This window comes from Alcanivorax sp. (assembly GCF_002733835.1).
GTDB lineage: Bacteria > Pseudomonadota > Gammaproteobacteria > Pseudomonadales > Alcanivoracaceae > Alcanivorax.
On record NZ_NVWY01000011.1, the window covers coordinates 38119 to 60310 of the forward strand.

General features: G+C 58.6%; 22 protein-coding genes. 7 read left to right on the forward strand and 15 right to left on the reverse strand.

The genetic code is table 11. The features are described 5' to 3' along the window. Positions 1–5: 5 nt before the first annotated feature. The 10 genes from COA55_RS07480 to COA55_RS07525 all read right to left on the reverse strand — a co-directional run bounded on the left by COA55_RS07480 (position 6) and on the right by COA55_RS07525 (position 11156). Positions 6–200, reverse strand: a complete 195-nt coding sequence (locus COA55_RS07480; protein ID WP_363969928.1) for a YnbE family lipoprotein — start codon at positions 198–200, stop codon at positions 6–8. Further along, on the reverse strand, positions 197–2863 hold the full coding sequence (locus COA55_RS07485; protein WP_290501234.1) for a YdbH domain-containing protein: 2667 nt from the start codon (positions 2861–2863) through the stop codon (positions 197–199). Before COA55_RS07485 ends, COA55_RS07480 begins: the two co-directional genes overlap by 4 nt. A 71-nt stretch (positions 2864–2934) precedes the next feature. After that, positions 2935–3492, reverse strand: a complete 558-nt coding sequence (locus COA55_RS07490; protein ID WP_290501235.1) for an FMN-binding protein — start codon at positions 3490–3492, stop codon at positions 2935–2937. After that, positions 3492–4625: an oxygenase MpaB family protein gene (locus COA55_RS07495; RefSeq protein WP_290501236.1), complete on the reverse strand. Its 1134-nt coding sequence runs from the start codon at positions 4623–4625 to the stop codon at positions 3492–3494. Before COA55_RS07495 ends, COA55_RS07490 begins: the two co-directional genes overlap by 1 nt. Continuing rightward, positions 4552–5154, reverse strand: coding sequence for a lipoprotein insertase outer membrane protein LolB (locus tag COA55_RS07500; protein WP_290501237.1), 603 nt, complete (start codon positions 5152–5154; stop codon positions 4552–4554). The genes COA55_RS07495 and COA55_RS07500 overlap by 74 nt, the downstream gene beginning before the upstream one ends. Before the next feature lie 32 nt (positions 5155–5186). Beyond that, entirely contained in the window at positions 5187–6857 is a 1671-nt protein-coding gene (locus COA55_RS07505) for an AMP-binding protein (protein ID WP_290501238.1), read from the reverse strand. An 11-nt stretch (positions 6858–6868) separates the two neighbouring features. Further along, positions 6869–7759 carry an oxygenase MpaB family protein gene (locus COA55_RS07510; RefSeq protein WP_290501239.1) on the reverse strand — a complete coding sequence of 297 codons (891 nt, stop codon included), beginning with the start codon at positions 7757–7759 and terminating at the stop codon, positions 6869–6871. A 149-nt stretch (positions 7760–7908) separates the two neighbouring features. After that, positions 7909–8535, reverse strand: a complete 627-nt coding sequence (locus COA55_RS07515; protein WP_290501240.1) for a TetR/AcrR family transcriptional regulator — start codon at positions 8533–8535, stop codon at positions 7909–7911. A gap of 149 nt (positions 8536–8684) precedes the next feature. Then, complete coding sequence (locus COA55_RS07520; RefSeq protein ID WP_290501241.1) at positions 8685–9809, reverse strand: acyl-CoA dehydrogenase family protein; 1125 nt, start codon at positions 9807–9809, stop codon at positions 8685–8687. 144 nt (positions 9810–9953) lie between these two features. Further along, entirely contained in the window at positions 9954–11156 is a 1203-nt protein-coding gene (locus COA55_RS07525; RefSeq protein WP_290501242.1) for an acyl-CoA dehydrogenase family protein, read from the reverse strand. 62 nt (positions 11157–11218) lie between these two features. Here COA55_RS07525 and ylqF point away from each other — a divergent pair, with 62 nt between their 5' ends. Continuing rightward, the gene (ylqF, locus tag COA55_RS07530) at positions 11219–12301 is read left to right on the forward strand and encodes a ribosome biogenesis GTPase YlqF (protein ID WP_290501243.1); all 1083 of its coding nucleotides are present in this window, start codon (positions 11219–11221) and stop codon (positions 12299–12301) included. Positions 12302–12327: 26 nt separating this feature from the next. On the opposite strand, the gene COA55_RS07535 is transcribed toward ylqF, so the two are convergent. The 4 genes from COA55_RS07535 to COA55_RS07550 are packed head-to-tail and all read right to left on the reverse strand — an operon-like array spanning position 12328 to position 13915. Beyond that, positions 12328–12576, reverse strand: coding sequence for a YhfG family protein (locus COA55_RS07535; protein ID WP_290501244.1), 249 nt, complete (start codon positions 12574–12576; stop codon positions 12328–12330). Then, on the reverse strand, positions 12537–13247 hold the full coding sequence (locus tag COA55_RS07540; protein WP_290501245.1) for a SprT family zinc-dependent metalloprotease: 711 nt from the start codon (positions 13245–13247) through the stop codon (positions 12537–12539). The genes COA55_RS07535 and COA55_RS07540 overlap by 40 nt, the downstream gene beginning before the upstream one ends. Before the next feature lies 1 nt (position 13248). Continuing rightward, entirely contained in the window at positions 13249–13578 is a 330-nt protein-coding gene (locus COA55_RS07545; RefSeq protein ID WP_063518851.1) for a hypothetical protein, read from the reverse strand. Further along, a complete protein-coding gene (locus COA55_RS07550; RefSeq protein ID WP_063518850.1) occupies positions 13562–13915 on the reverse strand; it encodes a hypothetical protein in 354 nt (117 codons plus the stop codon). Before COA55_RS07550 ends, COA55_RS07545 begins: the two co-directional genes overlap by 17 nt. A 533-nt stretch (positions 13916–14448) precedes the next feature. On the opposite strand from COA55_RS07550, the gene COA55_RS07555 reads away from it, so the two are divergent. Beyond that, on the forward strand, positions 14449–15381 hold the full coding sequence (locus COA55_RS07555; protein ID WP_063519264.1) for an IS110 family transposase: 933 nt from the start codon (positions 14449–14451) through the stop codon (positions 15379–15381). 133 nt (positions 15382–15514) lie between these two features. Continuing rightward, positions 15515–16513, forward strand: coding sequence for a DUF2914 domain-containing protein (locus tag COA55_RS07560; RefSeq protein ID WP_290501246.1), 999 nt, complete (start codon positions 15515–15517; stop codon positions 16511–16513). A gap of 695 nt (positions 16514–17208) precedes the next feature. Here COA55_RS07560 and COA55_RS07565 read toward each other — a convergent pair. Further along, a complete protein-coding gene (locus COA55_RS07565; RefSeq protein WP_290501247.1) occupies positions 17209–18363 on the reverse strand; it encodes a YbfB/YjiJ family MFS transporter in 1155 nt (384 codons plus the stop codon). Between the two features lie 486 nt (positions 18364–18849). On the opposite strand from COA55_RS07565, the gene COA55_RS07570 reads away from it, so the two are divergent. From COA55_RS07570 to COA55_RS07585, 4 genes are all read left to right on the forward strand, one after another. Next, positions 18850–20028: an alginate export family protein gene (locus COA55_RS07570; protein WP_290501248.1), complete on the forward strand. Its 1179-nt coding sequence runs from the start codon at positions 18850–18852 to the stop codon at positions 20026–20028. Positions 20029–20208: 180 nt separating this feature from the next. Further along, positions 20209–20796 carry an ANTAR domain-containing protein gene (locus COA55_RS07575; protein ID WP_007151333.1) on the forward strand — a complete coding sequence of 196 codons (588 nt, stop codon included), beginning with the start codon at positions 20209–20211 and terminating at the stop codon, positions 20794–20796. A gap of 52 nt (positions 20797–20848) precedes the next feature. After that, positions 20849–21001, forward strand: a complete 153-nt coding sequence (locus COA55_RS07580) for a hypothetical protein (protein ID WP_156496970.1) — start codon at positions 20849–20851, stop codon at positions 20999–21001. After that, the gene (locus COA55_RS07585; RefSeq protein WP_290501249.1) at positions 20998–22164 is read left to right on the forward strand and encodes a CmpA/NrtA family ABC transporter substrate-binding protein; all 1167 of its coding nucleotides are present in this window, start codon (positions 20998–21000) and stop codon (positions 22162–22164) included. Before COA55_RS07580 ends, COA55_RS07585 begins: the two co-directional genes overlap by 4 nt. Positions 22165–22192: the final 28 nt, after the last annotated feature.

A 22192-nucleotide genomic window follows, 5' to 3' on the forward strand; every position in this document is an offset into this window, starting at 1 on the left:
ACTCCTTAAAACAGGTCGCTTTCTTCACTGAATAATTGATCGATATCCTTTTCCACTTTCAAACGGATTTCATGATCGATCTTCACGTTCAGATTAATGGTGATGGGTTCTTCCGGTGCTTTCAGGGCCACCGTGGGCGTGCAAGCCGCCAACAGCCACCCGGCCAGCAACACCGTGCCCAGCCCGAGTTGTTTCATCATCGATTCTCCGTACGCAGTTGTTCGGTGATTTCATCGCCAATGCGCAAGCTACGCATCAACGCCAACACGTTTTCCCGGTGTGTGTAGTTAAACACTACCGGCAGATTTTTTCTTTGCGGGTTTATCCCTTTAATGGTGATCGCCGCATCCAGCCAACCCACTTTATCCATGGCCATGCGCGCCTGGAAATCACTTATCAACAGGGAGCTGAGGCTGTCGAGCGCCAACTTCACTGCCTGATTGGAGTCGGCCATGGCCTGCACGCTGGACGACGCAGGAATAATCAAGGATAGCGGCTCTTCGTTGGCCAGCCGCCCTTCTTCAATCGTCAGGAAATCCGCGCCCAGCTGTAGCGGTACATAACCGCCGATTCGACCGGACAGCGAGACCGGAGGAGGATTCTGTAGCGCCGCGACCTGAGCCAGATCAATGCGGCTTATCACCACAGGTTGAGGCCGAGCGGAGGGCCAGTCCAGTGCCGGAGAGCGCAAGTAGCCACCCAGCAAATCGGCACGGACATCGGTAAATTGCCATTGCGACAGGTCGCTATTCACGGTGAGCGTCAGATCAGTGATCGGCGTGCCGATATCCAGGGTGTCCACGGTCACGGGTCCGGTGCTGCTGAGCTGCACGTCGCCGTTATTGTATTCACCATGGATCACCCCGGCAGCGCCACGGGCCGTCACGCTGCCCCAGTCCAGGTCCGCACCGGTAAGCGTGATATCGCCTGAGGCTTTAAGCGTCTGCCGCCATTGCCAGCGGCCTTTGCCTTCCAGCTGACCTTGCCGTGGAGTGGCATCCAGGCCCACCCCCATGGCAGGCACCAGCGCGCTGCGCATGGTCAGAGTGCCACTCGCCCCACCGTTTTTTCCAAGCGCACCATTGGCCCGCAATTCGCTTTGCCACTCGCTGACGGTTAACCGACCCTGAACCTGTTCACCTTTCATCGTCGCCGTTCCCGAAATCGGCGGCAGGCGCCAGCGGGCGGCCAGCAAGCCACCGCCATGAATGGCCACAGTGCCGGTAATGCCCTGTCCATTGATTTGCAACGGACCCGTTGCACGCAGCGATACCGGCCGGATCAGGGCCTGCCCGATAAGCCCCTCGGAAATTGACGCCTGACTCCCTGCCGCCATGCTGACCGTGCCATCCGCCAACGACCAGGGCGCCTTTACCGTTACCTGCCCGCCACGCTCAAACTGCGGCAAGGTGGTGCTCGCCTGGAGCGTACCGGCCCAGCCGACGTCGGACTGGGCAAAAGCCAGGGTGCCGTCGAGTGGGTAACCGGACATGTTGCCAGTCACCTTGGCCTCGGCACCATACGGGGCCTGCTGCAAGGTACTTACCGGCATCAGGAAAGCCAGCCGATCATTCCCTTGCCGCGCCGTGAGCCTAATGGGGTCCCCCTCCAGCCCATGGCTGCCGACAGCGCCCTGCCACTCCCCTTGCACTTGGTAGCCCTGCCATTGCCCGCGCAGCACCAGATCACCGGCCCACTGCCAATCAACCTGACTCGCGCCTTCGGCCGCCGCCAGCTGCCACCGAACCTGGCTGGAACCGGTTTTTATATTTAAACCGTCGTAGCCCAACCGCAGCGGCAGATCGGTCCGGCCGGAACGGGCCATGGGTATCTGCAGTGGCTCCTGCCACTGCGCGGTGAGATTTTGCGGCAAGCTCAGCGACGCCGGCTCAAGCACCAGCACACGATCCTGCCAATGAAAGTCCACCTGACCGCCCAGGCTGTCGCCCTGCAACCGCAACGTCCCCCGGCCCTGTTCAAGCCCTGCCGGGATTGTTGCCTCGCTGTCGCTGTGAGCCTGCAATGTCACCTTGCCCGGCGGGCCTGCCAATTGCAGCGCGGCACTGGCCTGAACCAATGCCACGCCGCTGCCCGCCACAGCGAGGGGCTCTGCGGCGGTCAGTTGCCAGTCATTGTTCAGCGCCAATGGTTGTGCCAGATCCGCCTGCAGCTGCCAATCGGCTCCCTGAAAATGGGCTTGCGCGGTCAGGTCCGCCCGTTGCGATTGCGTAGCCGGTCCCGCCGAGAGCATATCCAGCCGTATCTTCCCGTCTGGCTCTCCTTGCCAGCTCCCCTCGCCATGCAGTTGCCACTGGCCCTGCCAATCCGGCAATACCGTGCTCAGCGCCCCTTCACTATTGATCATCCAGTGCCCCTGGGCTCGCTGATATTGTGCCTGGAGCGCCGCCTGCGGCGCAGACGCTTGCAGCTGCCAGTGCTGCTCCTGTTGATGAAGCTGCATCGCCATGACGGGAAGGGGGCTATCAATCAATCCTGACAGGTCCAGTTCGGCGACCTGCAGATCAAAGGGCGGGGTCCAGGGAAGCCCGTCGGGGAAGCTCTCACTGGATGACTCCGGGGCGTTCCCGGCTCTGCAATCGTAGACGGCAAGCAGCCGCTGCTTGATCTTGAGCGGCCAGACGTCCTCGAGCGTCAGGTCCGTGCCACGGACGGCCACACAGTTGTCGCGTATCAGGCGCCACTGACCCAGTGTCAGGCCTTGCTGCCAACCCGGTTCACTGACGCGCACGCCTGCACCATAGGCCCACCCCACCGCCACCAGAATCAGTAGCAGCATGGTGGCCAGCAGTAACAGCAAGCCATATGCCCAGCGGCGAAGCATGCGTGGGGAGAATCGAGCCATAAACGTTAGAGGGCCGGCAGCGTCAATGGTTCGATAGTGAGACGTGAGGACGGCTTTGGGAAGGGCGGGATTCAGTCTGTGGCCGGTTCTGCCTGCGAGGCCATGACGTGTTGATGAAGCAACAGGGCCATGGCCGCCACGCGGCTGACGGCATCCACCGACAGGGTGGCTCCGGTAATGCCATCCACCTCACGGGACAGGCTCAGGTCATCCTGCAGGGTCATCCCGACAAATTGCTGACGGAAAAATGCCTGGTGCACTTCGCCGCCTCGGGGTTCGCGGTATACCAACACGTTCAGGTGAGTAATGCCGGCCGCCCCCACCGCCACGGCCAGCGTCATTGGCATGTCCTTGCTTTTTTCGTCGATGATCCAGGTCGTCACGCCTCCCTGCTGCCAGTAACGCAATCGCAAGCCGCGATACCGGTGTCCCAGTGCCGTTTCTACCCGGTCACGCAGATCGCCACGTAACGGCAGCAAGGACATTCCCGGCAATGGCTCGCCATAGACCTGGGACAAAAAAGTATCCACCGTCATAAACTCGGTTTCGTCATAGCCGCTGATCGCCTGCGCCGGGGCGCTCATGACGCACCACAGCGCCACCATCAACAGGACAACCCCACGCACCATCAATTCACCAACCGTTCCTTATCGAAGAAGGCTTCAATCAACCACTGGTTATAACCGCCCAGCCGCTCGCCTGCCAGGCGCGCCTGTGCTTCATGATAAATCGGGTGATGCTCCATGCTCTTGGGCATCAACACCTGGGCGGTCCAGGTGGCGCCACGAATCCAGCCATAGTTGAACTTCTGCCACCAGCCATACTTCATGTCGTACTGATCCCGAATACGTGGTGGCAGCTCTGCGGCGGTGATGATTTTCTGCCCCCAGAGTGGTGCGATCATCCAGATGGATTTGGCGTCAAACAGGTCTTCCTTCAATTGCATGGCATTGGGAGTCACCGTCAGCTGCGGGCTTTCCCACATGGCGCGGTTATAGTCCATGAACGCGTCCCAGTCGGTGGGCAAGGCGCTTTCCGGAATCCCGAACAACATGGCAAACAGTTTGGTTTCTTCGTAGAACTGGTTTTTCTCTTCCAGGGTCAGGTCATCTTCCAGTTTCCCGTACATGTGAACGATGGTTTCCCACAGTGTTGCATGCACCCAGATCATGGCGTTGATTTCGTTGGCCCGGTATTCGGAACCCCGATGGAAAGCACCGGCCTCTTCGGTCATTTCACCGTCAATTTCCTCATGGATATCCCGCACCTGGTTCGCCGAAGCCATCGCCTGGGGCATGCTGCCAAACACCATGCTGGAGATATGATAGAAAGTGCGGCGGGCCCGCCCCATGGGGTCATTACGCACTTGCGAGTGCTGATCAATACCTGCGGTTACCCAGGGATGAGCCACCTGCAGCAACAGTGCACGACCGGCACCAAAGGCGGGTGGCGCGCTCAAACCATCCAGTTTCCACATCATGGAATCCGGGCCAAAAAGCCCCTCCCGGGGATTGGGCATTGTGTTGTTATGGACCTTGGCCAGCTGTTTGCAGAAGTTGGCTTCATCAATCCACAGCGGCAACGGCGCACTGCCATCTTCGGGCACCAACCGTTTCACCGCATCATCGCTGGCATAGTCATAGGCACCGTCAGGATTACCCGTTTCCAGGTCATCAGCGATGCCCTGATCACAGGGGTTGGTGAGAAACCCGGTTTCCGCTCGTACCAGTTCCAGATCCAGAGATGCGGCCTCGGATTTCATTTCCATATCTGCAGGCAAGCGATACCCCCCCCTGCACGGACATGTAATCCTGATACGCAATGTTCCAGCCTTTTTCTTCGATAGAATCCGGAACGTACATATTTTCCTGATAGATCACCGCATTGGCCGTGGCAGGCAGCCCGCGCACCCAATAGGACAAATCGCCGGCCTGGAGCTGGGCGTGCAGGTGCTCAGCCACCTTCTTGGCCTCCACCCCGCCCATCACATCCAGGGGTTCTTCTTGCGGCGCATAGACATTGCCACTGATCACCGCCTTGGGGACGCCCACCGGGTCATCCATCAATACGGCCAGCTGATAATTTTCCCCCAGCTGCTTGAAGTAAAAATAACTTTTGCTTTTTACACCCTCCGCACGGAGCACAAACCTGCCTTCCACCATCCATTCACTCAGTGTTTCCGGGGAGGTGGGCACATAGCTCGACTCTTGCAGAGAAGAGCAGCCCTGCAGCGCAAGCAGCAGGACCACCAGCAGCTTTTTACCCTGTTCAAGCAGCAAGGAAATCATCATTCACCTGATTGTTGTTGGTATTCGGACTGCTTTTATGCGCTTTGACGCAAGGTTTTCTTGTCGATCTTGCCCACGGAGGTAAGAGGAATGGCATCAATGAAGAACACCTCTCTGGGTACCTTGTAAGGCGACATATTGGCTTTGCAGAACGTGGACAACTCGGCTTTAAGGTCTGACTCGGACGACTGATTGTCCGGCATGCGCTGGATATAGAGCTGCACCACATCATTGCCCGGCCGGTCATGATCCGGGCGGCCAACAACCGCGCACATGGCAACCCATGGCAGACTCTGAACCTTGCCCTCCACTTCCACGGAAAACACCTTGTAGCCACCGACAATCAGCATGTCCTTGCTGCGATCACAAACACGGATAAAACCCTCTTCATCCATCACACCGATGTCGCCGGTATGCATCCACGTCTGGCCATCCATCACCCGCAGTGCTTTCCGGGTCGCTTCCGGCATCGCCAGATACCCCTGCATCACCTGCGGGCCGGAAGCGATGATCTCCCCGGCTTCGCCCTGTGGCATGGGGCGTGTGCCGTCTTCAGCATCGACGATGCGCACATCCGTGCCCGGCAGCGGAATCCCCACGTGGGCTTCCTTGAAGTGTGACGCCGGATTCAGCGTGATCACCGGGCTGGTTTCAGTCATGCCGTACACTTCACAAAACTTGCCGGCACCGACCACACTTTCCAGTTTCTGCACCTCTTCTTTGGCAAACGGTGCGGCACCGGAAATAGCCATACGCAAGCCGCTGAAATCCAGTGATTTGAAGGTGTCGTTAGCGCACAGCATTTGGTACAACGCCGGCACCGCAGCCAGCACCGTCGGTGTGCGCTTGTGCATTTCACCAACAAAATGATCAATGTCCCGGGGATCCGGGATCAACAGGAAGGTGGACGCTGTACGCAGGGCATTGAACAACACGGCCGCCCCGCCGATATGAAACAGCGGGAACGCCGAGGCCACCGTTTCTTCACCGGTGCGGTAGCCGTAAAACACATTGGCCTGCAGGTTATTCATGAACAGATTGGATGAGCTAAGCCGGGCCCCTTTCGGCATACCAGTGGTGCCGCCGGTGTACTGCAGATACAGCACTTCATCCATGGCTACCTTTGTGTTAACTGGATCCGCGCTGGCCGGCAGGTGATCATGTAGCGACATCACATTCACACCGTCACGGGATTCCTCCACGCTTTCCCCCTGACCGGAGACCAGGTCCATTGGGCCGGACACAATCACGGTCTGCAGGCTTTCAACCTTGCCCAAAACCGGTGGAATGGAAGTCTGCCAAAACGGCATCAGTGTCATCAGAATTTTCACTCTGGCATCGCTGGCCTGGTGAATAATTTCCGGCGGCGTCATTAAAGGCGAAATGCTGGTGCTGACCATGCCCAGACGCGCCGCCGCGATGAAAGCCACCACATACTGCGGGGTGTTTGGCATCTGCAGGCCCAGGACGTCGCCGGCCTGGGCGCCCTGCGCGACAAACAACGCCGCCATGCGATCGGCCATCTCATCCAGTTGCCGGTAGCTCATGGCCTGGCCCAGGAACACCTGGGCTTCACGATCCGGAAACTGCTCCGCATACCCCCGCACATAGTCAGACAGGGTCTTATCGGGCAGCTCTGGCAGGCTGTGCCAGTCATGGCCCATTGATTCGTAGATAGACAGCCAGGGGCGGGTATCCGACTTCATAAAAAACACCTTCAGTTATTGCTGTTATAGGCTTCAGGGTGGCGCTGCGCATCCGAGTAGGCCTTGCGGGCCAGTGGAATCAGTCGCCACTTTTTCGGTGTCAGGGCGTGCATGGCACGGTAAGTGCCACACCACAGACGGCAAAGGCGTTCATCTCTGGTGGTCCAGGGGATCTGGAATTTTTCACGGAACGCAACGGGCAGTGTTGCGCGCAGATTGAATCGCATGAAGCGCCCCATCACGGCAAGGATCATGCGCCAGGCGGCATCGGGTATCTTGCTGTTTGGGGGCTTGGGAATTTCCAGATAATGCTCGGGGCGCATCAGATCCTGCACCACGTCTCCCCACTCCAGTTTGTCGCGAATCATGCCATGGAAGTAATCCCAGTATTCACTCTCCGTGGCGGGCAAGTCCTGGTCACGGATGCCCATCAGCTTTCCCAGTTGCCGCCATTCGGCAAACATCGCATGGCGCTGCCGGGTGGTAGGCGACGTGCCGAAGAACTCATGCATACGAATGGTGGCATCGTAGCCGGTGATGTGTACCCAGCTGTAGGCTTCCGGGTCCAGCGCGAAGTACTTTTTTCCCTGCTTGTCGACCCCCTTGATGGAGCGATGCAGGTCATACAGTTTCACACCCATCTCGATAGCACGCTGGGGCCGCGCATACACAATGGGCCAGAGCAATTCGGTAGACCGTTTGGCGCGGCCCCAGGGGTCGGTTTTATAGACCGAGTGTTCTCCCACGCCCGCATCGATAATCGGATGCGCCACCTGCAGCACAAAAGCCTGCGGCAGCATCATGTGAAAACGCCAGGAACCGAAGTCCTGCCAGGTCAGGGAGTCAGGTCCCAACGGTTGAAGGTCCAGGTGTCGTTCTGTCTGTTCAGCGGTCTGTGTCATGGGGGAGCTCGATAACTGGCTATGAGACAAATACAAAAATACGTCTCACTCATACCGAGAGGCAACCCATGCATACAGCTTTCACTGTTATGTTTAGGACAAAATGATCAATTACCCGTCACATTGGGTCAGGAGGGTCAGGAAGACAATCAAGGTGTCAGGAGCGGGCGCAGGTAGTCTTCCGCCACCCGGCGTACGCTGTCAGCATCGGCCGGGTTCAATACGCCATCAGGGGACAGCACCATGGACTGCATAAGCCGTAACATCAGTTCCGCCATGGGCTCCATGGGCTGCTGACGAATAGCACCGCTATCCTGCTCCTCCTGCAACAACCCCGCCAGATAGATACGGAAGAACCCCATCATTTGCCACAGGCGTTGCGTCAGTAGCGGCAAAATGGTCTCCGGTTCGGAAGTCAGCAGCCGCTTCAGCAACGGATGCCGGTGGGCCCGGGTCACCGCCAGCACGAAGGATTCAAGAACACGTTCAAGACCGCTGTCCAGCTTCTCCAGTTCATCTTCGATCATCGCCAGTTGTCGCTGGCATTCGCGCAGAATCACCACCTGAATCAACTGGTCCTTATCCGCAAAACGACGATAGGCCGTCGCCCGACCAATGCCCGCACGGGTGGCCACATCTTCCATGGTGGTACGTCGCAAACCGAATTCCACGAACAATGCCAACCCGGCATCAAGAATTTTCTCGTAGGTTCTATCGCCCTGGGGAACCTGAAGATTCTTGAGCAGCGCCGCCGACGCGATATTTTTGCGAGACATTCCAACTCCCTGTGATATGAACCGGATACGCGATCAACCTGCGCGAATACCCTTATCAAGGGTATATACCCCATGGCTTCCCAGCCCGCAAATTCCGTTTCATCGCAATGCCTCCATGACCAAGCAACAAGCCCCGCCATAGTATCGGCTCAAGCGGCTTGCACCATCGCCCTTAAATGCATATCCGCATTACCAAACAGTCCATCCGCTGCCGTCAACCGCTTGACGAAATGGCCCACACCCAATTCATCGGTCATGCCCATGCCACCATGGATCTGGATGGCTTCCTGGCCGATCTTGCGTCCGGCACGGCCCAACTGGGCCTTCATGGCATACACCGCCTTATCCGCATCCTCGTGGCCTTCCACGTATTTCAGTGTGGACGCCAGCAACAGGGAGCGGGTCTGTTCCATAGCGATGAACATATCCGCCATGCGGAACTGCAGCACCTGGAATTTACCGATAGCCAAGCCGAACTGTTTGCGGGTCTTGGTGTATTCCACCGTATCGTTAAGTAACACGGACATGCTTCCCACACTCTCTGCTGACAAGGCCAACAGCCCCTCATGCAGCACGGCTTTGGCCACATCATAGCCTTTGTTCAGCTCACCGATGCGAGCCGCACCAGGCACCGTCACGTCTGAGAAGCGAATTTCTGCCCCCTGGCGGCCATCCACCATGCGATGGGGCACACGCGCGATTCCTTCGGCATTGGCATCTACCAGAAACAAAGACAAACCATCCTTATCACCCGGCTGCCCAGCGGTACGGGCCAGCACCACCAACAGGTCCGCCTGGTCACCATTCATCACCGATGCCTTGGTGCCATTCAACACCACATTATCGCCTTTCACTGTGGCCTGAAGGGCGGTGTTTTCCAGGCTAAAAACCCGTTCGTACTCTTCAGCGGCAAACGCCAGCTGCAAGCGTCCCTCGATTAATGCGGGAATGGTTTCCGCCTGTTGAGCCGCCTCGGCCCGGCGCAGAAACCCGCCCCCCAACACCACGGTGGCGATATACGGTGACATGATCAGGCCTTCACCCAGCGCCTCGAGCAGCACCATGGTTTCCAGCGGGCCCATGCCCATGCCCCCGTGTTCTTCCTCAAACGGCACCGCCAACCAACCCAGTTCAGCCAGCTTCTGCCAGGTGGCTGTATCCAGGGGCATCAGTTTTTTATTCTGCCGATGGGTTTCGACATCACTGTTGTCGCGCACAAACCGCTTGGCGCTATCCGCCAGCATTTGCTGTTCTTCACTCAACTGAAAATTCATCGTTGTTCTCCATTCCCGGGTAGCTGCCGGCTTTCACCGTTCCAGCCTTCACCATGCGAGCATGGTTTCCCACAAAACCTGACACCGCCGAGAGCCCCTGTGGGAAGTCATGCTCGCATGACGAATCCCGGCCCTCAGTCACCCTCAAAGCCCCAACACCGCCTTGGCGATAATCCCGCGCTGCACCTCATTGGAGCCGCCGTAAATGGAGCAGGCTCGGGAATTGAGATAATGGGGCATGGCGGTGAGCGCATATTCCGGCCCGGTAATCGGCTGATCGTCGCCGGGCACGAGCGCCTGGGGCTGCCAGATCGTCGCCTGCGCCCCCAGGGTTTCGATGCGCAGTTCCGTCACTTTCTGCAGTAGCTCGGTACCCAGAATCTTGGTCATGGACGACAGCGCCCCCGGATCCTTCCCGGCTGACAGCGCCGACTTGATACGCATTTCCGTAAACTCCAGGGCCAGCACATCCGCCTCCAGCTGGGCCAGCTTGTGCTGCCATACCGGATCGTCCAGCAAGGCACCAAACGCGGTCTGCTGTTTGGATGCCATCACCTTGATCTTTTCCAACTGCACATGAAGGCCGGGAGCATACTCCTGGCCACCGCGTTCGAACGTGAGCAGGTATTTGGCCACCGTCCAGCCATCGTTTTCCTCACCAACACGGTTCTTCTGCGGTACGCGGACATTGTCGAAAAACACCTGGCACTGCTCGGTCACTTCATCCAGACCAACGATGGGTTCAATGGAAATACCCGGCAGGTCCATATCCAGCAACAGGAAGGTGATGCCCTGTTGCGGTTTGCCGTCTTTGCGGGTGCGCACCAACGCGAACATCTTGTTGGCGTAATGGGCGTAGGTGGTCCAGATCTTGGTGCCATTGATGATGTAGTCATCACCGTCTTTCTCAGCGAAGGTTTTCAACGATGCCAGATCGGAGCCAGCACCCGGCTCGGAGTAACCCTGGCACCAGAAATGTTCACCGCTGAGGATCTTTGGCAGGTATGCCTTCTGCTGCTCTTCAGTGCCACAACCAATCAGGCAGGGCCCGCACATGTGCAAGCCCATGGGCACCAGTGGCGGGGTTTCCGCACGCACCAGCTCTTCGGCGAAAATGGCCCGTTGGGTCACGCTCCAGCCGGTACCACCGAACTCTTTTGGCCAGTGCGGGGCCGCCCAGCCCTTGTTGTTCAGGATCGTCTGCCAGGCCATGGCCTCTTTCACCGGTGAAAACACCGATGTCACCATCTTGCCCGCCTCGCGAATTTCATCGGTGAGGCTTTCTTCCAGGAAGGTTCGCACCTCATCCCGAAATGATGCTTCCTGTTCCGGCACCTGCAGATCCATGACGTACTCCACTATATATAGACTCAATCAGCCCAGTGTACGGGAGGCGACTTGAGACAATAATGACGATTCGTTTCACCCGGATGGCCAAAACCGTCAAAACAGGCAGAGCCCTTACCCTGCCTGCGCCAGTCAGCCCGCAACACTCCCCCGCCCACCTGGTTTATACTCCCCACCACACTCAATCGATACGACACGGCGTCCCCATGAGCATCAACTGGTTCCCCGGCCACATGAACAAGGCCATCCGCGAAATCCGCGACATTCTTCCCAAGGTGGACCTGATCATCGAGGTGGTGGACGCGCGCCTGCCCTACAGCAGCGCCAACCCGGTGATCGAACAATTTCGGGCCGACAAGCCCTGCCTGAAACTGCTCAGCAAAAGCGACCTGGCCGACCCGGCCGTCACCCGGCAGTGGCTTGATCACCTGGAGCAGGACCCGAAAGTCCGTGCTCTGGCCATCACCACCGACAAACCGGAACAGATCCGCAAACTGGTGGACACCGCCCTGAAAATGGCCGGCAAGCGGACCGACCGAGCCACCAGCGTTACCGCCCTTATCACCGGCATTCCCAACGTGGGCAAATCCACCCTGATCAACAACCTGGCCAGCCGCATCATCGCCAAAGCCGGTAACGAACCCGCCGTCACCCAGCGCCAGCAACGCATCGACCTGCGCAACGGCCTGGTGCTCATCGACACCCCCGGCATCCTCTGGCCGAAAATCGAAAACCCGGACAGCGGTTACCGCCTGGCTCTCTCCGGCGCCATCAAGGCCACCGCCATGCAGGAAGACGACGTGGCCCTGTACGCCGCCGAATACTTCATGCAGGCCTACCCCCAACAGATGAAAGAACGCTTCAAACGCGACGACCTGCCCGAAGACGGCATCCCCTTCCTGGAAACCATCGGCAAGCAGCGCGGCTGCCTGGGCAGCGGCGGCCACGTGGACTTCGACCGCGCCGCCACCCTGCTGATCAGCGAATACCGCGGCGGCAGACTGGGCCAGCTCACCCTGGAAACCCCGGCCATGGCGGAGCAAGAGCATGTGAAGGTGGCGGAGATACGCAGGTTGAAAGAGGAGGAGAAGGAGGCGAAGAAGAAGGCCAGGAAGGCGGCGTATAAGGCGAAGGGGCAGAAATAGGTTATCCCAGCGAAAATGGCTAGAGATTATCGCTGTCGGGAATGAAAACGTACCGCTTCTTCTTTCGAAGAAAACCGTGGTTCAGACGCCTTTTCGGGAACATCAAAACCTTCCAGCCTCAAGCCCGCTGCATAATTGCGACGGCGAACGCTGGCGAAGTATGCCATTTTGGTTTTTAAAGAGGGAGAAATCATCACGTCACCTCGGTCAAATTCATTATGCTGTTGAGTGACTTTTACAACACAACCATCACATGCCCATGCCGCTTCAGCCACTCCCGGCATTCTTCATAATCGGGCAGCACCCTGCCCACCTCACCCCAGAACTGCGGCGAGTGATCATGGCGAATCAAATGACATAACTCGTGGACAACCACGTAATCCACCATACGGTTCGGGGCCATCATGATCTGCCAGTTGAATTGCAGCTCACCTTTCGCGGTGCAGCTTCCCCAGCGGGATTTAAAGGTTTTGATAGACACATTGGGGACAGTGACGCCCACCTGCGGCGCCCAGCGGGCGACTTTATCTTTTAGTTTCGTTTCGGCCTGGCGCTTGTACCAGCGAATCAGGGCATTGCGGATCATGTGGGGTTGTTCCGCGCCCTGGGGCACGGACACCAGCAAACGCCCCTGCACCAATTTCACCGGAGCGAAGAGGCCTTTTTCCACTTTCAGCCGGTAGTTGCGGCCAAGGTAGGAGAAGGACTCTCCGGAGACGTAGCGCTTGCTGCTGGGCGGGGTCATCTCCTGATGAAGCGCGATCTTTTCCTTGATCCAGCGGCGTTTGGCCGCCAGCAATTCGCCAATACGCTCCAAAGAAACGTCCGCCGGCACCACCACCGACACCGCCCCTTCTTCCACCCGGATATCGGCAGACTTGCGGCGACTGGTGCGGATCACTTCGGCAATAAAGCCGTTGCCGTCGATAAATTCAGGATGCTTCAAGCTATAGCTCTCTGATCCAGTCCAGCGTTTCCGGGTGGCGCTGAATCAGGCGCATCAGGGTGGTCGAGCCCTGGTCCGGTTTACCACGGTCCTGCTCCCAGCGCTCAAGCGTGCGCACACTCATGCGTAGCATGTTGGCGAAGATCGGGCGGGACACTTTCAGGCTTTCGCGCAGCGAACGAATTTCTGCAGCGGTAATTTCCAGCGGGTCTTTCAGTTCCAGCTCAGTGGTCTGCAGGGTTTGCTTGCCCTCCCGGGCATCCTGCAACGCCTCAAAGCCTTCGGTCAGTTCGCCGAAGATATCGCGCTTGTTGTCAGTCTTCTTTGCCATGGCTTCTCGCCTCCACCTCGCGCGCCAGCAGCGCCTTGAGGGCTTTCTTCTGGTCAGCGGTCAAATCGGTTGCCTCATCCTTGTCATACAGGGTGAACAACCAGAACTGTGCGCCACCGGCGTACCAGTAATAGATAATCCGCACCCCACCGCGCTTGCCCTTGCCGCGCCGCTTGTCCACCCAGCGCACCTTGCGCAGCCCGCCCGTGCCCTGAATCACATCCCCCATGTGGGGCGATTCCAGCAACATGGCCTGGAGCAACCGGTATTCCTCGTCTTTCAGGTAGTCCGCCCGGTGGCGGCTGAAGGGCGGCAGCTCGACAAACAGCGCCTTCATGGGGTGCTCGACCCAAAGTATACGCGATTCGCGTATGACGGCAAGCCTGTGACTGTCAGCGACAGCCCATCAGCATACAAAGCCATCCTTGGCTCCTTGTATTTCAATCAGTTAGCCAGACCTTCCTTGTAGGAGCGGTGGTTCCACCGCGATGCACCAGATCCATCTGTGCTTGCAGCCTCCTTGAAACCCAAAATCGCGGTGGAACCACCGCTCCCACAGGGTGAGATTGCATCCCCAACCGAGTTCAGCACTGACCTCTCATTCCACCACATTCGCCCCTCAAGTGGGGCTTGTATGTTTGAATGCTCTTCCTGCAACCATGCAGGACTTGCCGGGGTGGAGGGACCAAAGGAGCATCTGACCCAAGGGTACAGACGGTAGGAGATTTGGCCCCACCCCGCACCTATTCATACGCCGATAAAGAATCCATCGGCTGAGTTGCACCTCAGACCGACGATACCTAGCAAGCCAGCGTTCAGGTGCGCCCCGACAAGCATGTGTAACCTAGCGCAAGGGGCTGTTCAGTGGCAATGCAAGTAGAACCCTCCATTATCGGCATCGACGTGGCCAAGGCCGAGTTGGTCATCTATTTCCTGGGCCAGACCTATTCCATTGAGAACACACCCCAAGCCATTCGGGCTTGGCTCAAGGATCTGCCTTCCCTCTGCGAGATAGCCATCGAGGCCACTGGCACTTATCACATGGATGTCATTGAGCTGGCCCACCGTAAAGGCCACCACATCTACGTGATTGATGGTTCTCGCCTCCACCATTACCGCAAGGGCACAGGGGGTCGCGCAAAAACGGACGCCTCTGATGCGCAGCTACTTGCCCGCCATCTGCAAAATGAAAAAGGGGCCTTGCGCCGCTGGAGTCCGCCACCCAAGGCGTATCGGACGCTGCAGACCCTGCTGCGCCGCCGTGCGGCACTGGTCAAGGCGCGAACCATTATCCAGCAAAGCCTGGGTGCAGAGCCGCTACTCAAAGCGGGCTTGAAGAGGTTGATCTCTCAGATCAACACGCTGGATGCACAGATCCAGAAACACCTTCGCGACACGGTAAGAGACGCTGGGCTCAGCGAACAGGTGCAACGGTGCAAGGCCCTGGAGGGCGTGGGCGATCTGACCGCCTACGCTCTGGTCATGGCCTTCTTAAGGGGCGACTTCAGGAACAGTGATGCCTTCGTGGCCTTCCTGGGGATGGACGTTCACGTGAGAGACTCAGGCACCAAAACCGGCAAGCGAAAACTGACCAAGAAAGGGGACTCAGAAGCTCGCAGGCTGCTTTACTGCGCGGCCATGGCCGCTCGCCGGAGCAAGCGTTGGGCAGGGGTCTATCAGGCTTATCTGGATCGAGGGCTGGCAACTACCCAAGCGTTAGTCATCCTGGCGCGCAAACTCGTTCGTATCGCCTTCGCGCTCATGAAAAATGGCACCGACTATCAGCCGGCCCCTGCCTCATGAAGACTGGGGTGGACAACATAGAATCTCCTACAAGTGCCAGGTGGCCATCGGGAAACGAGAGAGCCTTTGCTGCCATCGGGAACCCACAGGGCTATAGTACGTCGAAGACGCAACCCCTCGACGGAGCCACACTTTGCCGCTGACGCTACAAACCCTCACTGAAAAGCTCTATCAGATTCGCCATGTCTGGGCGCTGATCAGCTTTTCGCTGGGCCTGAGCAGCTATTTTCTGGTGGAGCGCCAACCGTGGTTAGCGGCGGTGCTGACCGGGTTGCTGGTGTTCAGCTGGCTCTTGCTGCTCACCGAGGGGATCTGGCAGAACAAGGTGATCGGTACCCGCTTTGATGGCCTGCCCCAGGGCATGCTCAAGTTGCTGTTGCAGGCGGTGCATCAAGAGGCGTTCTTTTTCAGCCTGCCGTTCGTGCTGCTGCAATGGTCCGGTGGCGCGGAATATATTTTCTTCACCACCCTGGTAGTCAGTGCGGCGGCCATCAGCATCATCGACCCGGTTTATTTCTGGCTGGCCCGACACCGGGCACTGTATTTCGGCTTTCACGCCTGGGCGTTATTTGTGGCGTTGCTGGTGCTGTTGCCGCTGATCTTCCACTGGAGCACGGATTCGGCACTGGCTTGGGCGGGCTGGCTCACGGCCCTGTTTGCGTTGCCCAGCTTCTGGCGATTTGGCGGGCCGCGAAAATGGTTTCGCTGGCTCGGGCTGATTCTGGTCTCGTGCCTGATCGCGTTGTCCCCGCGCTGGCTGGCCCCGCTGGTGCCACCGCTGACCCTTTCGCTGCAGGAACGCGCCGTGGCTTTGTCATTCAATCGCGCCGAGCGCAAGCCGCTGGTCAGCGGTGAAGTATTCAGTGCCGACGAAGTGGCAGGCGGCTTGTATGCCTACACCGCCATCAAGGCGCCATTAGGGTTGGGGCAGGAGGTCTACCATTACTGGTTTCGTGATGGCGAACAGGTGGACCGCATTCCCTTGAAGGTCTTTGGTGGCCGCGAATCCGGGTTTCGCACCTGGTCTCACAAGCGCCATATTCCTGTGCCATCAGAGGGGCGCTGGCGGGTAGAAGTGCGTACCGGGGATAACCAGATCATCGGCGTGATGCGCTTCACCATCACACCCTGAGCCCCACGGCTCCCCAGCCGCCCCTTACCCCCAAGCCCTCCATCGCCTCAACCCTCGTTGGAGCCTTGCTTGCAAGGCGAAGGAGCTGAAGTCACTGCCGTGCTCAACAGAACGAGCCATATGTTTGTAGGATATGGCTTACAGAAAATGCTAAATGGTTGATATAGAGTGAGTTTCGGAACGGGGTGATATCGGGGAAGTCAGGAAATAGGCCGCTTCTTCGAGTTTTTTCAGACGAGAAGAGTTCTTGTTTTCACTGTAAGAGCCTGACTGTCTTGCGAATTTCTGTGTTTTCCCCGAAATTCATAAAAGAATTATGTCGAAGAAAGATATGTCGAACCGTTCGATTGAATACGCTGTTAAATGGCTCTGCTTTATTTATGGCGGAGCGAGATTCTGAGCCGGTACCACCATCAAAATTTACGGTGCCGTTAGAAAAATAAGAGGGTGTGGTTCGGCTTTCCCGTTTGTTGTGGGCGGCCACATTCCAGGTTGGGGGTGTCTTCAAGGCTTGAGTCCTTGCGGGTGCCATAAATGTAGTCTGGTTCGCAGGCTCACATCGTGGTCTTTGGTTAGGCTGGTGTGTCGCCAATTAACCAGGCAAGGCAGCAGACGCAAAAAGCCGCGCTGCTGCTCGCGGCGTTATGTTTTGTAGTTCCCCCCTTTTAGCGGACACCTTCTTCTTGATCAAAACCCTAAAACCGCACCTTCCCCAACGGCACCAACAACACCGCCGCTCCAATCAGCGCCGCCGCCGCCCCCAGCAACCCGGGCGCAAAACTCCCGCTGCTTTCCAGTAACCGCGCCGTCACCACGGGTCCCAGTATCTGCCCGACCCCATAGCATGCCGTCAGTGCGCCCAGGGCCGCGCTGGCCGCGTGGGGGGCGAGTTGGCGGCCGCAGTACATGCTCAGTGCGACCACGGCGGTGAAGGTGGCGCCCACCAGCAGGCCGCTGACGACCAGCCCGGTGAGGCCGGGTAGCCAGGCGGGGGCGCTGACGCCCACTGCTTGTACCACCAGGGCGGCCATGAGCGCGTTGCGTTCGCTGACATGGCTGGCGAGCTTGCCCCACAGCAGGTTGGCGGGCACGGCGGCCAGGCCCACGGCCAGCCAGGTATAGAACGCGGCGCTGTCCAGGCCTGGCAGCTGCGCTTTGGCGATTACTGGCAGGTAGGTGGTGCTGGTGATGTAGCCGAAGCCGGCCAAAGTGTAGCTGGCGATCAGAAAACCCAGGGCCGAGCGGTTCACCGGCGCCCGTTCGTGCTGATTGTGCTTGGCGTGGGGCAGGGCGGGTATGCGGCGCAGCAGTGGCAGCAGGATCAGCGCCAGTGCACCACAGGCCAGCCACATGGTGGCATAGCTGCCGTGCAGGGTTTCAATAAAGGCCACGGTGAGGGCGGCGATGCTGATGCCCAGGCCAATGCCGGCATAGTGGATATTGCCCAGCCGGGCACGCAGATGGTTGGGCATGGCGCCCAGTACCAGCGCGGAGCCGTTGACCATAATGATGGCGCTGGCCACACCGGCGAGGAACCGGTTGATGGCCCAGGGCGTGAAGGTCTCGCTTAACCCCATCAGGCCGCTGCTGATAACACTCACCCATAAGGCCAACCAGAAAGCCGTGCGTGCCCGGTGGGCGGGAACCAGCATGGCGAGCATTGCGCCGGCCAGGTAGCCCCCATAATTGATCGCTGCCAGGTAGCCGCCGCTAATGGCGGTGAGGCTGGTCTCGGCAATCATGTCGGGCAAGGCTGGGGTAAACAGAAAGCGGCCAATGCCCAAGGCAATAACCAGGCTGAATGCGCCAGCGATGGCGATGCGCAGAGAATCTGAATCAGAGTGGGTCACAGTGACTCCAGTGGGGCGCCAAGGGGCAGAATCAATAAAAGAACGCAAGCCTAACAGGCTGGCCGCGTTGCGGCTGTAGTCTTCGAATGATGTTCACTATTCGCGGGAATGATAATTCCCCATTGGTCGTAGACAGTGCGCGCTATCCCGGTGCCACTGGACCATCTGAGGGCACCTGCAGGTAGTTGCCTTGGCCTGTTTTATTCCCCGGCGGGCTGTTTCCTTCGCATTTCAGGAATTGGCATGGCGCTTGCCTAACGTAAGCACATTAGCAGGATGATTCGTCACGCTATCCTGCTAGCGATCAATGGTGATCGCGAAAGAATCTGAGCAAAGACGCTCATGGAATGTCGTCAACGGCGGCGTTGTTCCATGGGCGTTTTTTTATGCCTGGGATAAAGGGGGCAGGCGTGAGCACACCGCCTTCAAAGATAGGCGTTTTCCGAAACGAGAGCGATAAAACACACTAAGGTGAGGAAGAAAACCATGAAACATTCTGCCATCGCCGCCGGCGTCATTCTCTCCACGCTGGGCTTTACGGGAACCGCCAACGCGGAAGACGATGCATTCATTACGGCGCTGAAAGACGGCACACCGCTGCTGAACATGCGCCTGCGTTATGAAGAAGTGAACAGTGATGCCTTCACTGAAGACGGCCAGGCGCTGACCCTGCGTACCCGCCTGGGTTACCAGAGCGGAAAGCTCCACGGTTTTGATGTGATGGGGGAGTTTGAAGATACCCGCATCGTGGGGCAGGTGGACAACTACGCGCCGGAGCAGGCCGGTTACCCGGTGATCGCGGATCCGGAAGTGACCGAGCTCAACCGCGCCGCGATTCGCTATACCGGTAGCAACGCCCTGGAAGGCCTGGTGGCGACTTACGGTCGCCAGCGGATCATTTACGACAATGCCCGTTTTGTGGGGAACGTGGGCTGGCGCCAGGATGAACAGACCTTTGATGGTGCGCGGATCGATTACGGCATCAGTGATTTCAGTGTCTCTGCGGCCCATCTCACCCAGGTGAACGGCATTACGCCGGGGTTTGATGCCAACGTGACCAACAATCTTTTCAATGCCAGCTGGGCGGGCATGCCGGGTGGCTCGCTAACCGCGTACGCCTACCTACTGGAAACCGATAACGTGACCGACTCGCAGAACGACACCTACGGTGTGCGTTATGCCGGTGCTTTCGATCTGGATGCGGTAAAGCTGTTGCTCACGCTGGAAGGGGCCCAGCAGGAGGTGGAAGCCGGTGACACCGACTACTACTTTGCCGAGCTGGGCGCTGAGGTGGCCGGGGTGACGGTAAAAGTGGCACAGGAAGTGCTTGGTTCAGATGACGGCATGGTGGCTTTCCAGACGCCGTTGGCGACCAAGCATGCCTTCAACGGGTGGGCGGACCAGTTCCTGGCTACACCGGCTGATGGCCTGGAAGACACCTTCGTAACCGTGGGCGGCAAACTGGCCGGGTTCAAACTGGCGGCGGTTTACCACGACTTTCAGTCCAACGAAGGCAGCACGGATTACGGCACGGAAACCGACCTGCTGGTGGCTCGCCCCATCGGTAAGCACTACGTGGTTGGCCTGAAGTATGCGCAGTACAGCGCCGACGACTTCAAGGATGACACCAGCAAGTACTGGGCCTGGGGCGAGATTAAATTCTGATGACATTTTGGTGCCGAAAAGTGCGTCGCCTTGGTGCACTTTTTCGGTGCTGGATCAGAGGGAAACTAAATACATTGAAAATCATCAGGTTAGGGATGTGATGACTGGCACAACCGTTGCAAAACAACCCGTAACGACAACGATTCCGGACGCGCCTGACATGATAGTTCTGAAAATAAGATGGCTCTGAAAATCATGCTGGTGGATGACCAGCCACCCCGTGCTGCGATTCTCGAGCGGGCCCTCATTGATGAGGGCCACGAGATCCTGTGCCGCCTGACCAGCGCCGCCGGTTTGGCGGAGAAGGTGCGCAGCAGTAATCCGGATGTGGTGATTGTCGACATGGATGCGCCCGACCGGGACACCCTGGAAAGCATGGCTCTGGTTCAGCGGGATATCCCACGGCCCATGGTCATGTTCTGCAACCAGGACGATGAAGAGCTGGTGGTGGCGGCGCTGCGCGCGGGCGTCAGTGCCTATGTGGCTGGAGAAACCGACCTGACCCGGGTACGCGGTGTCATGCGCGTGGCGACGGCCCGTTTCCGGGAATACCAGGCGTTGCGTGAAGAGCTGGAAGAAACCCGTGAGGCCCTGGCTGAGCGGAAAATCATTGAGCGTGCGAAAGGGTTGCTGATGCAGCGTCGCCGGCTCAATGAACAGGATGCCTACAGCACTCTGCGTCGCCAGGCCATGAACAGCGGGCAGCCGTTGATTCAGGTGGCCCGGTCGGTGCTGGATTATGCCGAAATGCTCAAGGCGCAAGGCTGAAGAACGCCAGACGCTGGACGCCGGAAGCCTGACGCAAAAAACAGGAGACAAGATGCGACGAGTGATGCCATTGATGAAGGCGCGCAGCCTGATCGAGACACCGGAAAAAACGATGAGCCGTGCACCTGCCGTAGACGGCGTCAGGCCGGTTCGTCGTCAGGCGTCCACTATCCGGCGTCCGGCATTCACGGAGCAAACCTCATGAAGGTGCGTATCGGCTATATGCCGCTAACAGACAGCTTGCCGCTGGCAGTGGCCCAGGAGGCAGGCTTCTTCGCCGCCGAAGGGCTGGATGTGGAGCTGCAGCCGGAGTGGAGTTGGGCCAGCCTGCGCGATCGGCTATTGGTGGGGCAGCTGGATGCGGCGCCGATGCTGGCGCCGATGCTGTTGTCCACGTCGCTGGGGCTGGGATGCATCAAGAAGCCCCTCGCCACGGCGTTTTCCATGGGCCTGAACGGTAATGGCGTGACCGTTTCGCCGATGCTGTTTCAGGGATTGTGCGCCTTGTCGGAAGGGCCGACACCCAACGACATCGCCGCCGCCATGAACAAGCTGGTGGCCGCGCGTGCTTCCAGCGGAGAAGATCCGCTGGTGCTCGCGGTGGTCTTTCCGTTTTCCTGCCATGCCTATCAATTACGCCACTGGCTGAGTGTGGCCGGGCTGGACCCGGATCATGATGTGAAGCTGGTGGTGCTGCCGCCTTCGCAAATGGTGGATCACCTGCGCATGGGCCACATTGATGGCTTTTGTGTGGGTGAACCGTGGAATAGCCTGGCCGCACTGACCGGTGCCGGGCACTGTATTTTGTCCGGTTATCAGATTTGGGAAAATGCCCCGGAGAAGGTGTTGGCGGTATCCCGTGACTGGGTGTCACGTCATCCGGATACCCATCGCGCGTTGCTGCGGGCGTTGTACAAGGCGGCCTGCCATGCGGATGAGAATCTGGTGGAGAGTCTGTCGTTACTGGCCCATCCCGCGTGGCTGGATGTACCGGCAGAAATCATTCGTGCACCGTTCAGCCAGCGCTTGCCCGCTGGCCTGACGGGCCAGCCGTTTCCGGCTCATCATTTCCATGTGTTCGCCGGATTCCACGCCAACTTTCCGTGGCGCTCCGACGCTGCCTTTTTACTGCAGGAAATGCAGCGTTGGCGACAGTGTTCGCTGGAAGAGACCAAAACCTTTGCGGCCCAGTGCTACCGTACAGACCTGTTCCGCGATGCGGTGGCCGACCTTACCAGCATGCCGTTAATGGACAGCAAACCCGATGAACGCCACGCCGGCCACTGGCAATTACCCGGTGAACCCGGGCCCCTGGAGCTGGGGCCGGATCGTCTGCTGAGAGTGATTGAAGATCAGGCAGAAAGCTGAGGGGGGGGGCCGAGAAGCGAGTTTCGAG

Coding starts and splice junctions, on each gene's coding strand:
- COA55_RS07480 (WP_363969928.1), bottom strand. CDS start 200: ATGATGAAACAACTCGGGCTGGGCACGGTGTTGCTGGCCGGGTGGCTG.
- COA55_RS07485 (WP_290501234.1), bottom strand. CDS start 2,863: ATGGCTCGATTCTCCCCACGCATGCTTCGCCGCTGGGCATATGGCTTG.
- COA55_RS07490 (WP_290501235.1), bottom strand. CDS start 3,492: ATGGTGCGTGGGGTTGTCCTGTTGATGGTGGCGCTGTGGTGCGTCATG.
- COA55_RS07495 (WP_290501236.1), bottom strand. CDS start 4,625: ATGAAATCCGAGGCCGCATCTCTGGATCTGGAACTGGTACGAGCGGAA.
- COA55_RS07500 (WP_290501237.1), bottom strand. CDS start 5,154: ATGATGATTTCCTTGCTGCTTGAACAGGGTAAAAAGCTGCTGGTGGTC.
- COA55_RS07505 (WP_290501238.1), bottom strand. CDS start 6,857: ATGAAGTCGGATACCCGCCCCTGGCTGTCTATCTACGAATCAATGGGC.
- COA55_RS07510 (WP_290501239.1), bottom strand. CDS start 7,759: ATGACACAGACCGCTGAACAGACAGAACGACACCTGGACCTTCAACCG.
- COA55_RS07515 (WP_290501240.1), bottom strand. CDS start 8,535: ATGTCTCGCAAAAATATCGCGTCGGCGGCGCTGCTCAAGAATCTTCAG.
- COA55_RS07520 (WP_290501241.1), bottom strand. CDS start 9,809: ATGAATTTTCAGTTGAGTGAAGAACAGCAAATGCTGGCGGATAGCGCC.
- COA55_RS07525 (WP_290501242.1), bottom strand. CDS start 11,156: ATGGATCTGCAGGTGCCGGAACAGGAAGCATCATTTCGGGATGAGGTG.
- ylqF (WP_290501243.1), top strand. CDS start 11,219: ATGACGATTCGTTTCACCCGGATGGCCAAAACCGTCAAAACAGGCAGA.
- COA55_RS07545 (WP_063518851.1), bottom strand. CDS start 13,578: ATGGCAAAGAAGACTGACAACAAGCGCGATATCTTCGGCGAACTGACC.
- COA55_RS07550 (WP_063518850.1), bottom strand. CDS start 13,915: ATGAAGGCGCTGTTTGTCGAGCTGCCGCCCTTCAGCCGCCACCGGGCG.
- COA55_RS07555 (WP_063519264.1), top strand. CDS start 14,449: ATGCAAGTAGAACCCTCCATTATCGGCATCGACGTGGCCAAGGCCGAG.
- COA55_RS07570 (WP_290501248.1), top strand. CDS start 18,850: ATGAAACATTCTGCCATCGCCGCCGGCGTCATTCTCTCCACGCTGGGC.
- COA55_RS07575 (WP_007151333.1), top strand. CDS start 20,209: ATGGCTCTGAAAATCATGCTGGTGGATGACCAGCCACCCCGTGCTGCG.
- COA55_RS07580 (WP_156496970.1), top strand. CDS start 20,849: ATGCGACGAGTGATGCCATTGATGAAGGCGCGCAGCCTGATCGAGACA.
- COA55_RS07585 (WP_290501249.1), top strand. CDS start 20,998: ATGAAGGTGCGTATCGGCTATATGCCGCTAACAGACAGCTTGCCGCTG.